Source organism: Streptomyces sp. NPDC002133 (assembly GCF_040296405.1).
Classification (GTDB): domain Bacteria; phylum Actinomycetota; class Actinomycetes; order Streptomycetales; family Streptomycetaceae; genus Streptomyces.
On the sequence record NZ_JBEOXF010000017.1, the window covers coordinates 17,706 to 31,744 of the forward strand.

The following is a 14,039-nucleotide window of genomic DNA, read 5'->3' on the forward strand; positions in this document are numbered from 1 at the left end:
CCGCGTGCTCGGTCATGGTGAGTAAACGGTCTTGAGACCGGATACGCGATCACGTGTCCGGCGGACGGTGTGCCACCCACGACGTGGTGGACCTATGGAAGGTGAGACACAGTGTCGGAGAACTCACAGCACGGGCACGACGGCCACGGTCACGGTCACGGGACCGGCGGCGAGGACGGCCCGAGCTGGACCAGGGCGGCGAAGATGCTCCAGGACGCCTCCCCGATCACCGTCCCCGAGGGCGCCTCGGCGATGACCATCCATGTCGAGTGGGAGCCCGGCGACCCCGGCACCCCGCCGCACCGCCACTTCGGCCCGGCGTTCGGCTACGTCATCAGGGGCGCGGTCCGCTTCGAACTCGAGGGCGAGCCCGAGCGCATCATCGAGGCCGGCGGCACGTTCTGGGAGCCGGGCGGCGACGCCATCCACTACCAGGACGGCAACGCCCTCACCGACGCCAAGACCGAGTTCGTGGTCACCATGATGTGCGCGCCGGGCAAGCCCATGCTCGAGCTCGTCGACGAGGAGGAGCTCAAGCAGCGCGCCCACCTGCGCGCCCCGCGGCCCACCGCCTGACCCGCACATCCACGCCGGTTCCCAACGGAGCAGGTCGCTCCGGAGCGAGAGGGCACGATCAGGCATGAGTGCCTCCGATGTCGTGTACTGCTTGCTGACCGCGCTGTTCACGGCCACCGCCGTCCACGGGCTGCGGCGCGGCGTGATGTCCCGCAACACCGGATGGCGCGGACGCGGCGACCACTTGCTGCACGCCGCCATGGCCCTGGTCATGGCGGTGATGCCGTGGAGCTGGGGCAGGTCGCTGCATCACACCGCACAGGCGGCATTCTTCGCGGCCGCCGTCCTGTGGTTCCCGCTCACCGCCGTCTGCCGGCACCAGGAGTCCCGGCTCGCCGCCACCGTCAGAAGACTGCCGTACACGGCCGGCATGGCCGCGATGGCGTGGATGGCGTGGACGGCCCACACCGCGGCGAGCCCCTCCCACGAGGACCTCGCCGACACGTTTCCCGCCGCGCACCACACCACCCGTCTCGGCCACACCGCCGGCCCGTCGGCAGCCACCGAGGCGATCACCGCCGTGCTGGCGCTGTACCTCCTGGCGTGCGCTCTGTGGTCGCTGATCCGCGTCATGCCCCCTCTGCGCACCCCACCGCACCCCGCGGCGGGCCCGCACACCGGGCAGGAACCCTACGGACACTTCTGGGACGGGTCGATGGCCCTGGGCACGGTCATCATGCTGCTCATGCCGCACTGACCTCCGCCCACCCGCCACCTCAACCGCCTCCAGGGGGCACACGCTGTCAATCCCTCACCACATAGGTGATGGCTCATGCGCCAGGCCGGCCTGGCCGGGATCAGCCCCGCCGCGGCAAGGGCTTCACCCGACGTGACCCGGACGCGGATCTCGCCCCTGACCTGGTCAGGCGCGACTTAAACCGGCGTAGATCGTGCCGGCGCGGGCGTTGAGGTAGACGCTGGTCCAGGACGCGGACGAGTTCGGCGCGCCGGGGTCGTCGGTGTGGAACCAGTTCGGCGAGGGCCGCCCGGTCGGAGTCAGCGCGTCCAGGCCGAGGACGTCCACGGCCAGCTCGGTGGCCCGCTGGTGGTACTCGCTCCAGAGCAGCTTGAACGCGGCGGCGGCGGGGCCAGGTTCCTCTCCGGCGATCAGTGTGGCGGCGGTGCGCAGCCCGTGGCAGCGCAGTTGCCCGACCTGGACATGGCACCAGGCGACCCGGCGGCGGATGTCGGGGTCGCGGTGCAGGCCGCGCTCGCGGACCAGCTCGATCAGCCGGTCCAGCTCGTTGCGGAAGCGAATCGGCGCCTTGAGCGCGGTCGCGCCGCGCTCGAAGCCCAGCAGCGTCATCGCAACCGTCCAGCCGCGGTCGACCTCTCCGACGACCAGGCCGAGTTCGGTCGTCGCGTTGTCGAAGAAGATCTCGTTGAAGTCCGCCTCGCCGGTGAGGTTGCGGATCGGACGGATGTCGATGCCGGGTTGGTCCAAGGGGACCAGGAGCATGCTGATGCCGCGGTGCGCCGGGGCGTCGGGCTTGGTCCGGGCCAGGACGAACGTCCAGTTCGCCTTGTGTGCGCCGGAGGACCACAGCTTCTGCCCGTTCAGTACCCACTGGTCGCCGTGCGGTTCGGCCCGCAGGGAGAGCGAGGCCAGGTCCGAGCCGGCGCCCGGCTCGGAGAAGCCCTGCGCGAAGACATACTCGCCGGAGGCAATCCTTGGCAGAAACCGGCGCAGCAGGGTCGGGTCGCTCCAGCGCAGCATGGTGTTGCCCAGCATGGTGATGCCGAACTCGTCGTTGTCCGAGCCGGAAGGAATACCGGCTGCGGTCAGCTCCTCGATGACGACGGCCAGTTCCGCCGGTCCGAGGCCGGCGCCGCCGTACTCCAGCGGCCATGCCGGGGCAACCCAGCCGCGCTCGGCGAGCGCGGCCCGCGTCTTCTCCTGGAACGTCTCGCGCTCGATCGGGTCGAGGGCGCCGATGCCCCGCCAGTCCGGTGGGACCAGGTCCGCCACGAATGCCTGCACCGAAGCGCGGAAGCGCTCGGCCGACTCGCTGCCCTGCGGTTCCACCAAGACCTCCTGGTGTCTTCGGTAAGCGAATGAGCAGAACAGTTGCGTAGATAGACTCACTAGTCAATGCTGGGCGCCGTGGATTTCCCCCGACGTGAGGAGGACCCCGATGCGCTTCGCGCCAACCGACGAACAGCTCGAACTGGGCCGAACCGCAGAACGGTTGCTCGCCGTCCACGCCCGCAGGAACACCCTTCCTCCGCCTTGGGGCGCCATCCCCCAGACCCTCAACCGTGAGCTAGGGGCATCGCTCGCGGAACTCGGACTGCTCGGTCTGGGCGTGCCCGAGAGACTGGGGGGCTCGGGTGGCGGTGTTGCGGAGCTGTGTGTCCTGGCCGAGCGGGTGGGGTCGGCCCTGCCAACCTTCCCGTTCGCAGCCACCGCGACCGTCGCCGCAGTGCTGGCCGAGCACGCCGACAGTCCCGGCACGCGGGCCGCGCTCGCCGGCGTCGTGGACGGCTCCACCGCCGCCGTACCGGCCTGGGAGACCTTCCCCGCCGACATGGTGCCCGGCCGGCGGGCGGGCTCGCTGACGCTGAACGGCGCGGCGGTGGACGGCGTGCTGGCAGCGGTGCCGTTCGGCCTCGACGCCGAACTGCTGCTGGCCTTCGCTGACGAGGGCAGCGCCCCGGCGCGGCCGGTCCTCGTGGAACTCGCCGAACCGACCACCGCGCGGACCTCCGTGGAGTCGCTGGACGTCACCGAGCCGATGGCGAGCCTGAGGCTGACCGGCGCGCCCGCCGTACCGCTCGGACCGCTCGGACCGCTCGGCGCGCACACGGTCGCCCGCCTGCTCACCGTGCTGGCAGCCGAGCTCATCGGCACCGCGCGACGCGCGCTGGAGGGCGCCGTCGAGTATGCCGGGCAGCGTCGGCAGTTCGGCCGGCCGATCGGATCGTTCCAGGCCATCAAGCACGTACTCGCGGACCGGTCCGTCCAGTTGGACGCCGCCTGGATGCTCGTCCAGGGGGCGGCCCACGCCCTCGACAGCGAGCGTGCCGACGCCGACGTGACGGCTCGTACCGCACTCGCGGCGGCGGCCGACGCGGTCGAGGCGGTGACGGCCGACGCCCTGCAGACCCATGGGGGCATCGGCTTCACCTGGGAGCACCGGTCCCACGTACTACTCAGGCGCGCCCGGGCGCGGCGCTCACTTCTGGGCTCGCCGGCCCATCGGCTCGACGTACTCGCCGACCGTCTCCTCGGATCGGCACATCTGTCCTGACGTCGACCTAACGGGCTGTCACATCGCGGCAGGCAGCCTGCGCCTGCGTGGTTCGCGGGCTGCAGCAGTCTCCCGGTAGCGCCGCAGCCCACGCTCGACTCATAAGTCCATCTACACAACTTTACCGCTCAGACCCTTCTATACGGGGATCTTCACTACTGAATGAGGAGGCTGCCGGGCCATGGAGTGGACGGGTGCGCGCTACGCGGACAAGCCGACGGTCAAGGTGTCGATCTGGATCGCCGCTCCGCCGGAACGGGTATGGGGGCTGGTGTCCGACATCGAGCTGATGCCGCGCCTGAGCGCGGAGTTGCAGTCGGTGGAGTGGCTGGACGGGGGAACACGACCCGCGCCGGGGGCCCGCTTCGTGGGCCGGAGCAGGCACGAGGCGCTGGGTGAGTGGGCCACCACCTCCCACGTTGTGGAGTACGAGCCGCCCAGGGTGTTCGCCTGGGCGGTTGAGGACCCCAAGCAACCCGCGGCGATCTGGCGATTCACCCTCGAACCCAAGGACGGCGGAACGCTGTTGCGGCAGTGGATGCAGCTGGGACCGGGCCGCTCCGGTCTTTCCGTCGCCATCGACCGCATGCCGGAGAAGGAACAGAAGATCGTCTTCGTGCGGATGCGGGAGTTCGAGACCAACATCAGCGCCACACTCACGGCGATCAAGAAGCTTGCGGAAGAGTCCGGAAAGGCGAGTGTGTGATGCGTACGTCGACCACGATCGAGGCATCCGGGGGCAGCTGGCCGGAGACGGTGGACTTCGTCATCGAGGCGGAGAAGCTGGGCCTGAACATCTGCTGGGTGGCGGAGGCTTGGGGCTCCGAGGCACCGTCGCCGCTGGGATATCTCGCCGCCCGGACCGAGCGCATGCTGCTCGGCTCCGGGATCATCCAGCTCGCCACCCGCACGCCGATGGCCATCGCCCGAGCGGCGATCACCCTGTCGCAGATCTCCCAGGGGCGCTTCCTGCTGGGACTCGGCCCATCCGGCCCGCAGGTGATCGAAGGACTGCACGGCGTACCCTTCGACCGGCCGTTGTCACGGATGCGGGAGACCGTCGAGATCGTGCGGCAGGCCGCCGCGGGTGAGAAGGTCCTCTACACCGGGCGGGAGTTCCAGATCCCGCTGCCCGGTAGGGATGCCAAGCCCATGCGCCTGTCAATGCGCGCCGAGCACGACATCCCGATCTACCTGGCGACCCTCTCGCCGAAGATGCTGCAACTGACCGGCGAGATCGCCGACGGCTGGCTCGGCACCAGCTTCGTGCCCGAGGGCGCCAAAGAAGCCTACTTCGACCACCTGGACGCGGGCCTCACCGCTTCCGGCCGCTCACGCGCAGACTTCGACATCTGCCAGGGCGCCGAGGTGGCCTTCGCCGAGGACGAGGACGCACTGCGAGCGATGGTGGCCGGCCGGAAGAAGGAACTGGCCTTCAGCCTGGGCGGCATGGGCTCCGCGAGCACCAACTTCTACAACAACGCATACAGCCGCCAGGGCTGGGCCGACGTCGCCGCCGAGGTCCGCGAGCGTTGGCAGGCCGGCGACCGGGACGGCGCGGCCGAACTGGTCACCGACGAGATGGTCCTGGGCACCACGCTCATCGGCACCGAGGACATGGTGCTGGAGCGGCTGCGGGTGTGGCGCAACGCCGGCGTCGACACCGTTCGCTTCTACCCCGCCGGCGAGACACTGGACGCCCGGCTCACCACCCTGGGCCGGGCCCTCGACCTGGTCCGCACCATGGAGCGCGAGGCCGGCCGGTAACCCGAGCACTCGAAGACGCTGCCCGTCCGGCCGGCGCTCGAGCCGGACCGGGCGCGGCACGGCGGCGGCCGGTCCCCAGGACCTGGCGCATCGTGGTTTGCCTCCTTCAGCACCTCGTCATCACAGCGGCGAACCCACGGTGCCGCCTCCTGCCGCAACCCGGCTTCTCCCCCTTGTCGTCCCCATGCTCAAGGAGCAGATTGACCAGCTACGAGGTCGCCGTCGTCGGTGGGACAGGAGGCCCCTGGGGCAGGGGCCCGGCCTACCGATTCGCCAAGGCCGGTCACACGGTCGTCATCGGGTCGCGATCGCCGGAACCGCTAGAGCAGGCGGCGACCGACATCGCCAGGCGGGTCGGCGACGTCGTCCCGGATCAGCGGAGCGGACAACGCCACCGCGGCCGGCTCTGCCGACGCAGTGCTGCTCACGATGCCGTACGACGGCCATGCCAGTGGGTCGCGTCGCTGCGCGCCCAACTGGCGGGCAAGGTGGTGCTCATCTGCGTGACCCTGCGGCTTCGACAAGCTGGGTCCCTACGGCCTGAACGTCGGCGATGGCAGCACTACCGAGAAGACGCAACGGATGGTGCCCGGCGCCCGACCGACGGGTGCGTTCACCACCTGTCCGCCTCAGTCTCTGGAGCGAGATGGAGCTGCACGGCTACGAAGACGTCCTGGTCTGCAGCGACGACGTGCCAAGACCGTCGCCATCGATCTGGCGCTCGATCACCGGTCGCGATGGCATCGGCGCCGGCACGCTTCGGCCGGCCCGGAAGCTGGAACCACTCGCCGCCGTGCTGATCAGCATCAACAAGCGGCACAAGGTCCGGTCCGGTACTCGCATCCCCGGCCTGGGCACGCTGGATGACCACCGACGCGGGTACCGGAAGCACGACCACCGTTGCGTGTCGCCGTGGCGGCAACCACCACTGCGGCTACCACCGCTCGGCTTGCGGTTCCACAGGTCCGAAATGCCGAGTCCTATGGTGAGACCTATATGCTGAGCTCATGAGGCGGACCTCTTTCGCGAACTGGCCGTGCTCAGTCGCGCGCACCATGGACATGCTCGGGGACTGGTGGACGCCGCTGGTCCTGCGGGAAGCCTTCTACGGGATCAAACGGTTCGACGCGTTCCAGCAGGAGCTCGGCATCGCTCGCAACACCTTGACCGACCGTCTCCGCCGCCTGGTCGATGAGGGCCTCATGGAGAAGAAGGCCTACCAGCACGAGCCGGTGCGCTACGACTACGTGCTCACGGAGAAGGGGCGCGATTTCTTCGGCGTGTTGGCTGCCATGAACACCTGGGGCAACCGCTGGCTCAGCGCCGAGCAGGGACCGCCGGTGGTCTTCCACCACGACCGCTGCGGTCACCAGAGCGACGCCGAGGTCGTTTGCGCCTCTTGCAAGGAACCGATGACAGCCGACGACACCCACCCGCGCCTCGGCCCTGGCTATCCCCAGCACCTCGCCGAGCGCCCGGACATCCAGAGCCGCTTCACCGCCTGAGAGGGACCCAGGCCCTCATCGACACCGAGGCGGCCGCGCGCGTCTGGGTGCGTTCCCTCGCAGACCGCGCGTCTTTTCACGGCGGAGCGTCTCGCTCAGGGTGCGGGCTCGTAGACGACGGTTGTGGTCAGGCATGCCTCGGCGAACTGGGTCAGCACAGCCGCCTCGTCGGTACCGACGGTCAGGCCCCATCGCTCTTGGTGCCGACCCACTCCGACCGAGAGCGGCACACACTTCCGGACTCGGCAGCTACTCTGCCGGGTCTTTGTCGGCCTTGCTGCGGTTCGATGCGGCCGTCACCGCGACCAGCGATTCGGGGTGGCGAGGTCGTTGCGTAAACCTCCCGCACTCGGCCCCACATCGTCCCGCAGGCAGGACACGCGGCCCGCTCCGCACAGCGCCAGCCCGTTGAGTCGGCCCAGGCACTCCAGCCGGGCCTGGGAGTCCCGGATGCGGCCGGACGGTCGTGAGCGGCAGGGCGTCGACGGAGGACACCGACCAGGATTCGCACCGTGTGCTGCGGACCTTGCTGGCTACCTGGCTGTTGATCCGGCAGCCGGCGGACGCACGCAAGGCCCTCCATGCGAAGGAGGAGGTTGCAGCTTCCCGGGCGGCACAGAAGTTCATCGCCCGCGGCGGAGGCGACCCGACACGGACGTCCGCTACGTCACCCTCCTCCAGGCGCTGCGCCGGACGGACGTCTCCCGGGGCGGCAGCCGGGACCACGCCGGCAAGCTGTACCGCACCGCTGGTTCGTACGCCCGCATCGCCGGACCTACCCGGATCGCGAGCACCCGGAGGAGGCCGTGTTCGGCGAATCAAGGACGGACCGGGAGGCGGCGAGCCGGGAAAGAACCGTCAGCCGGGATGAAGCCGCTCGTGCCAGGATCTCTCGTGTCCGCGAACTCCCGGCAGGTCGCGTACGTCCCGCCGAGAGGCCATTCGGCGCGGACGACCGGGCGGCTCACGGTCGTCAGTTCTGGCGCGCCTTCTCGGCGGCCATGGGTAGTTCCAAGCGGGGCCCCTGGAAGCGCTCGCGCAGGAGCCGGTCGTGCGTCACCACCACCAGCGTGCCGTTGTAGCGGGCCAGGGCTGCCTCGATCTCCTCCACCAAGGCGGGGGCCAGGTGGTTCGTCGGCTCGTCGAGCAGCAGCAGATCGAGTGGGCCGGCCATCACGAGCCGGGCCAGTTCGAGCTTGCGGCGCTGCCCGACGGACAGCTCCCGCATGGGGACAGCGAGATCGACGGCGTGGAACAGGCCGAGCGCAAGCAGTTCGTCGGCGTGCTCGTCGGGCTGCCCCGCCCTGTCGGCAGCGTATGCCGCGAGCAGCGTTCGGGCATCGAAGGCGGCATCGGGCGCGCTCTGCTGACGTAGGAATCCGACCCGCCCCGGTCGGCGAACGATACCGGCGTCAGGCGTCAATTCCCCTGCCAGCAGTTGGAGAAGGGTGCTTTTGCCGACACCGTTGGGGCCGGTGACGAGTAGTCGGTCGCCAGGGGCGAGTTTCAGGTACGGGACGTACAACCGTCCTTTGACCAGGACGCCTTCCAGGTGCGTTGCCGTCAATGTTTCCTCGACGGTTGGCGTGCCTTCGATGCGGCCGCTGAACCGCAGCGGCTGCGGAGGCGGCGCCACGGGGTGCTCCGTGAGCCGTTGCAACCGCTCGCGTGCGTTACGGATGCGGCTTTGTGCGCCGTGGGCCCGCGAGCGCGCTCGGAAAGCGCCGGCGCCGCTGAAGGCCCACGGCCCCTTGCGGGGGATCTCGGCCAGCAGTCCGATACTGGAGTCGGCGAGGTGTTCCTGTCGGGCGACCTCATTGCGCCATTGCTCGTGATCCCACGCCCAACGGGCCCGAGCCGCCGCCTTGGCGGCGAGGAAGCCGGCGTATCCGTTGCCGTAGCGCCGTACCGTGTGCTGATCGTGGTCCACTTCCAGCACGGTGGAGGTGACGCGATCCAGGAACGCCCGATCGTGCGTGGCCACGATCACCGTGCCTCGATGGCGGCGCAGGTGGCCTTCGAGCCAGGCCACGGCCTCGTCGTCCAGATCGTTGGTCGGCTCGTCGAGCAGCAGTAGTTCGGGGGCGGAGGCCAGGGTCGCGGCGAGCGCGAGCCGGGAGCGCTGCCCTCCGGAGAGGGTGCTCAGCGGACGTGTGCGGTCCAGTGGCGCGTGCTCGCCAAGTCGGCGCAGGCTCACCTCGACGCGGCGATCCGCTTCGTGCCCACCCCGCGCCTCGAACTCGGTCACCAGGGCGGCGTAGTGCTCGAACTCGGCGGGGCCGGCCGTGCCCAGCGCCGCCTCCGTGATCCGGATACGGCGTTCCAGGGCGCGCAGTTCGCCCAGCACGTGGTCCACGGCATCGCCCACGCGCGCCGAATCGGGCAGATCGAGAGTCTGGCAAAGGTGGCCGATGCCGCCTGGTGCAGTGACGGTCAGGCTGCCGTTGTCGACCGGCTCCTGCCCTGCGAGCAGCCGCAGAAGCGTGGACTTCCCAGAGCCGTTGTCCCCGACGATCCCGACCTTCTCGCCCGGCCGGACAGTGAGAGACACGCGGTCCAGCACAATGCGGTCGCCATAGCGCTTGGTCACCTCGGCAAGAGCGAGCTGAGACGTGGTGAGAGGAGGAGCAGTCACGGTGGTTCCGGCAGGAGCAGGGTGCAAGAGCAGTCCTTTGCTGTGCGAACAGGATCGTGCGGCAAGCAGAAGGAGCACCGGCTGCTCGCCGACGAACCAGAAGCTAGACGATACGTACCGTCTCGTCAACCTTGGCGCAACCCCAGCGCTGAGTCCCCTACCCGGCGCCGGGCTCAACCCCGCGGCCCGACAAGCTGTCCGGCCCATCAGGTCGTCGGCGCGGACGGCGCGGGCCGGGGCATGCGGCGCGGCTGTTGCGGGGGCGCTGCGAGGCCGGCCTCGTACGCCGCGGCCTGGGATCGCGACGCCGCGGAGCGGGGAGCGGCTGGAGCAGGAGCTCGCGGTGATCGCGCGGCTGGAGTACGACACGTATTTCCATACCGTCGCGCAGGTGGTGGCGGATGTGCGGGAATTGGGGATCCGGGTTGCCGCCCGCGGCTCGGGGCAGGGTCGATGGTCAACCACTGCCTCTATGTCGCCACGGCCAACGCTCTCGAGCATGGTCTGCTCATCGAACGCTTCCTCAGCGTGCGCCGGGCGTCGCTGCCGGACATCGACATCGACGTGGAGTCCGCCCGTCGGCTCGAGGTCTACCGGGGGATCTTCGATCGGTTCGGCCATGAGCAGGTCGCGGTCACCGGCACGCCCGAGACCTACCGTGCCCGGCACGCGCTGCGCGACACCGGGCTTGCGCTGGGGATCGCGCCCCAGGACGTGACCGGATCGCATAATCGTTCCCCACATCCGGGCGGTGGACATCCGTGCCGCCTTGGCCGAGCTGCCCGAGCTGCGACGGCTGGCGAGCGAGGCTGAACGCTTCGAGCCGCTGTTCGAGCTCGCCGAGGGCCGGGACGCCCTGCCACGCGGCATGGCGAGACACCCGTACGGGGTGCTCCTCACCAACACGAGCCTGCTGGACCGGCTGCCGGTGCACGGTCCGCGATTCGATGCGCACTGGCTCCTGCTGGAACGGAGAAATCCGTTCGATGCGCACTCGTCGCGTCGGTAGAGAACGCGCAATCCGGGGGCGACCTGAGCACTCTGGTGGTCACGGTCGGTGGGGGCTGCCAGCACGCGTTCATCGGGAGGACCAGGAGTCGACCTACGGCGGGGTCTGCGCAGGTGGGTACGGTGCATGGTCATGGATGGCGGGCTCGACGCCGTCGATCTCGACCAGAAGGTGGCGGGGGCCGCGCAGGCCGGGGCTCGCGCGGTAGGGCGGTGGGTCGGCGACAAGTCGGGGGTTCTTCAGCCGGTGTGCGAGCTCGGTGAGAGCGATCTGCGTCTCGGGACGGGCCAACGGGGCACCGAAGCAGTAGTGGATGCCGCCGCCGAAGCCGAGGTGCTCGCTGTGCTCCCGATCGGGGTCGAAGCGGTCGGGGTCAGGGACGAAGCCCGGGTCGCGGCTGCCGGCCGCCAGCACGAGGGTGACCGGTGAGCCCTTGGGGATGGTGGTGCCGCCGACCTCGATGTCGTCCAGGGTGTTCCGGCTGTTGGCCAGAAACTGCACCGGTGGTTCGTAGCGCAGGAGTTCCTCGACCACCCGGGCGGCCAGACCGGGTTCGTCGCCGCGCCGCAGCCGGTCGAACACCTCGGGGTGCCGCAGGAGGGTGAGCATGCCGTTGGTGATGAGATTGACGGTCGTCTCGTGGCCGGCGACGAGCAGCAGGGCCGCGTTGCTCAGTATCTCCTCGGGTGACATCGGCGCCTCGTCGCCGTCGCCGCCGAGGAGTCCGGAGAGCAGGTCGTCGCCCCGTTGGCCATGGCGGGCCTCGAGGAGCCGGGCGAAGTACCGACCGAGGTCGGCGATCGCCTTCGCTCGTCGGCGCTGCCGCTCCGCGATCCCTCCGATGGTCGGGTCGGCGGCCTGGACGACCGCGTCGGACATTGCCTGGAATCGCGGCTCGTCGTCGCGGGGCACGCCCAGCAGGTGGCAGATCACGGTGACCGGGAAGGGATAGGCGAAGTCGTCGACGATGTCGACCCGGGCCGGGCCCGACCGGTCCTTCCCCGCGAAGCCGTCGATCTCGTTGGTCACGATCTCGAACAGGTGGGGAAGCATGCTGTCGATGCGATCGGGACGGTGGGGCGGGCCGAAGTTCCGCGTCAGCAGGCGCCGGAGCCGGTCGTGCTCGGGAGGGTCGGTCTGGATGAAGCTCGGCGGGGGTGCGGGAGTGCCCTCCTCTGCCTCTTGGGCGAGTGCGTCGGCGGCCAACTCCGGGACGTTGCGCATGTCCGAGCTGAGCCGTGGGTCGTGGAGCAGGGCGACGATCTCCCGATAGGTGCTCACGACATAACTCCCGTCGTCCAGCCGTACCACGGGTGTCTTGCGCAGCTCGGCGTAGAGCGGGTACGGGTCGGCGCGGTGGGAATAGTCGAGGATCTGCTGCCAGGTGCTGATCTGGGTCATGGGGGATCTTCCGCAACTGGGAGGTCCGGACATGTAGTGGCTCGGGCATGGGTCACAGGTACGTTCTGCGGACCAAGGTGGCCCGCCGCTCGCTGGGTCCGTGACCGGTCACCACGACGGTGGCGTGAGAGGTGGGCCGGTCCGGGACCTCGGCCGCGACCGGCCGTGCGTCGGTGGGCTGGTCCATGATGCGGAAGGACGGCGGGAAAGGCGCCGCCCGGTCGATCAACCCCGCATAGAACTCCAGCCACTTGGACTGATTGAAGGCGACTGCGGCGGTGATGCGCCCGTGGTAGCCGTAGACGGCGACGAACCTGCGCTGGGCCACCGATCCCTGGGCGATGACGAGCTGGTCGGCATAGGTCGGAACGCCGACCGACTTGATCTCGGTGCCGAACTGAGTCGACCAGAACTCCGGCAGTGCCAGATGCGGCCATCGTTCACCCTCGGCACTGATCATGTTGTGCGCGGCGATCTGTGACTGGGCCACGGCATTGCCCCAGTGCTCCAGGGAGAGGTACTGGTAGTCGTAGACGGGGTGCGGGCAGCGGGCCACGTCGCCCGCGACGAACACATCGTCGGTGACCACGCCGTTGACGTCGACAGCGCGGCAGCCCGCATCGCACGCCACACCCCATACACCCGCCGCAAGTCCCGAGCCTTCCAGCCATTCGACGTTGCGGACGCTGCCGAGCGCGGCCACCACCACATCGACGTCCAGGACGCTGCCGTCGGACAGCCGGGCCTGCCGCAACCGCCCGGCCCCATCGCCCTCCAGCGCCTCGACCTGAACCCCGCACCGCAGATCGACCCCGTGGTCACGCTGCATCTGCCCGGCGACGCCGCCGATCACCGCGCCCAGCGCCCCAACCAGCGGGGTCGGGCCCCGCTCCGCGACCGTCACCGGCACATCCAACTCGCGGCAGGCGGAGGCGACCTCACAGCCGGTGAAGCCGCCACCGATGACCAGCACCCGGCCGGGTCGTGCTGCCAGCCGCTGCCACAGCCCTTCCGCGTCGGCGGGGGTGCGCAGCGCGAACAACCCGTCGAGCCCGGCCTCTGCCTGATTCGGCCACGGGCGGGCCCGCACCCCGGTGGCTATGAGCAACCGGTCGAACCCCACCCTCTCGCCGTCGGCCAGAACCACCTCCTTGCCGCCCAGGTCAAGCCCCGTGGCCGCGACCCCCAACCGCCACTGTGCGTCGAACTCCTCGCGACGGGGAAGCGCGGTCCGACGCGCATCAACCTGCCCCATGAGGGCCTGCTTGGACAGCGGCGGCCGATCATAAGGAGGATCAGGCTCGTCCCCGATCACGGTCAGCGAGCCACTGAAGCCATCCCGGCGCAGCACCAGTCCAGCCCGCAGCCCAGCCAGAGACGCCCCGACAATGACGATCTTGCCGACCCGCTTGCACGCCTCCTCAGCGCGTGGGGCGGCCACCTGCGCCCCGGGCACGGGCCGCCGGTGCCCGGCGTCCTCACGGTCGAGGAAGATGGCCTGGACCGGGCAGGCCGCCGCCGCTCGCGCGATCTTCTCCCGCTGCGCGTCGTCCGGATCCGGGTCGTACAGCAGCGCCTCGTCCCCGCGCATCGCGAACACATCCGGCGCGGCAAAAGCACACTGGGCGTATCCCTGGCACCGCGTAAGATCCACAACGATCTTCATGTGGACGCCCCTTCCGACACCCTACGGGTCGGCTGTTTCGTCCCACGCCCCTCGCACCAACACCATCACGTCTGCTCTTTCAGTGGATCACGGCACACCCGAGACCGCATCCCGCCGCAGACCAGCGGTCACGTTCCGTAGTCGTTGCGCACCGAAACCCGGATTTGCGCATCCAGTGCGCATCGACCGCCGACAATGCGCATCACATCGCGGACCCTACGGCCGGTGA

General features: G+C 69.8%; 10 protein-coding genes and 1 pseudogene. 7 read left to right on the forward strand and 4 right to left on the reverse strand.

The window, feature by feature from the left end; genetic code table 11:
• The first annotated feature begins 111 nt into the window (after positions 1 to 111).
• A complete protein-coding gene (locus tag ABT078_RS18685) occupies positions 112 to 576 on the forward strand; it encodes a cupin domain-containing protein (RefSeq protein WP_351228984.1) in 465 nt (154 codons plus the stop codon).
• A 64-nt stretch (positions 577 to 640) separates the two neighbouring features.
• Positions 641 to 1,273, forward strand: a complete 633-nt coding sequence (locus tag ABT078_RS18690; protein WP_351228986.1) for a DUF5134 domain-containing protein — start codon at positions 641 to 643, stop codon at positions 1,271 to 1,273.
• 165 nt (positions 1,274 to 1,438) lie between these two features.
• On the opposite strand, the gene ABT078_RS18695 is transcribed toward ABT078_RS18690, so the two are convergent.
• Positions 1,439 to 2,602 (reverse strand): acyl-CoA dehydrogenase family protein, encoded by a 1,164-nt coding sequence (locus ABT078_RS18695; RefSeq protein ID WP_351228988.1) that lies wholly within the window; start codon positions 2,600 to 2,602, stop codon positions 1,439 to 1,441.
• A gap of 109 nt (positions 2,603 to 2,711) precedes the next feature.
• On the opposite strand from ABT078_RS18695, the gene ABT078_RS18700 reads away from it, so the two are divergent.
• The 4 genes from ABT078_RS18700 (at position 2,712) to ABT078_RS18715 (ending at position 7,099) form a co-directional block, all read left to right on the forward strand.
• Positions 2,712 to 3,827 (forward strand): acyl-CoA dehydrogenase family protein, encoded by a 1,116-nt coding sequence (locus ABT078_RS18700; protein WP_351228990.1) that lies wholly within the window; start codon positions 2,712 to 2,714, stop codon positions 3,825 to 3,827.
• A gap of 181 nt (positions 3,828 to 4,008) precedes the next feature.
• On the forward strand, positions 4,009 to 4,533 hold the full coding sequence (locus tag ABT078_RS18705) for an SRPBCC family protein (RefSeq protein ID WP_351228992.1): 525 nt from the start codon (positions 4,009 to 4,011) through the stop codon (positions 4,531 to 4,533).
• Positions 4,533 to 5,594, forward strand: a complete 1,062-nt coding sequence (locus tag ABT078_RS18710; protein ID WP_351228994.1) for an LLM class flavin-dependent oxidoreductase — start codon at positions 4,533 to 4,535, stop codon at positions 5,592 to 5,594. Before ABT078_RS18705 ends, ABT078_RS18710 begins: the two co-directional genes overlap by 1 nt.
• A gap of 1,007 nt (positions 5,595 to 6,601) precedes the next feature.
• Positions 6,602 to 7,099, forward strand: a complete 498-nt coding sequence (locus ABT078_RS18715) for a winged helix-turn-helix transcriptional regulator (protein ID WP_351228996.1) — start codon at positions 6,602 to 6,604, stop codon at positions 7,097 to 7,099.
• A 973-nt stretch (positions 7,100 to 8,072) separates the two neighbouring features.
• Here the strand turns inward: ABT078_RS18715 and abc-f are convergent.
• Positions 8,073 to 9,734: a ribosomal protection-like ABC-F family protein gene (gene abc-f / locus ABT078_RS18720; protein ID WP_502981248.1), complete on the reverse strand. Its 1,662-nt coding sequence runs from the start codon at positions 9,732 to 9,734 to the stop codon at positions 8,073 to 8,075.
• Positions 9,735 to 9,964: 230 nt separating this feature from the next.
• On the opposite strand from abc-f, the pseudogene ABT078_RS18725 reads away from it, so the two are divergent.
• A pseudogene (locus ABT078_RS18725) lies at positions 9,965 to 10,665 on the forward strand (DNA polymerase III subunit alpha); the annotation flags it as partial.
• A 171-nt stretch (positions 10,666 to 10,836) separates the two neighbouring features.
• On the opposite strand, the gene ABT078_RS18730 reads toward ABT078_RS18725, so the two are convergent.
• Positions 10,837 to 12,144, reverse strand: a complete 1,308-nt coding sequence (locus ABT078_RS18730; RefSeq protein ID WP_351228998.1) for a cytochrome P450 — start codon at positions 12,142 to 12,144, stop codon at positions 10,837 to 10,839.
• Between the two features lie 52 nt (positions 12,145 to 12,196).
• Positions 12,197 to 13,810 carry an FAD-dependent oxidoreductase gene (locus ABT078_RS18735; protein WP_351229000.1) on the reverse strand — a complete coding sequence of 538 codons (1,614 nt, stop codon included), beginning with the start codon at positions 13,808 to 13,810 and terminating at the stop codon, positions 12,197 to 12,199.
• Positions 13,811 to 14,039 lie beyond the last annotated feature (229 nt).

Bases quoted from the DNA above. Each gene is read 5' to 3' on its own strand.
- ABT078_RS18710 (WP_351228994.1), top strand. From the start codon at position 4,533: ATGCGTACGTCGACCACGATCGAGGCATCCGGGGGCAGCTGGCCGGAG.
- ABT078_RS18700 (WP_351228990.1), top strand. From the start codon at position 2,712: ATGCGCTTCGCGCCAACCGACGAACAGCTCGAACTGGGCCGAACCGCA.
- ABT078_RS18690 (WP_351228986.1), top strand. From the start codon at position 641: ATGAGTGCCTCCGATGTCGTGTACTGCTTGCTGACCGCGCTGTTCACG.
- ABT078_RS18735 (WP_351229000.1), bottom strand. From the start codon at position 13,810: ATGAAGATCGTTGTGGATCTTACGCGGTGCCAGGGATACGCCCAGTGT.
- ABT078_RS18715 (WP_351228996.1), top strand. From the start codon at position 6,602: ATGAGGCGGACCTCTTTCGCGAACTGGCCGTGCTCAGTCGCGCGCACC.
- ABT078_RS18705 (WP_351228992.1), top strand. From the start codon at position 4,009: ATGGAGTGGACGGGTGCGCGCTACGCGGACAAGCCGACGGTCAAGGTG.
- ABT078_RS18730 (WP_351228998.1), bottom strand. From the start codon at position 12,144: ATGACCCAGATCAGCACCTGGCAGCAGATCCTCGACTATTCCCACCGC.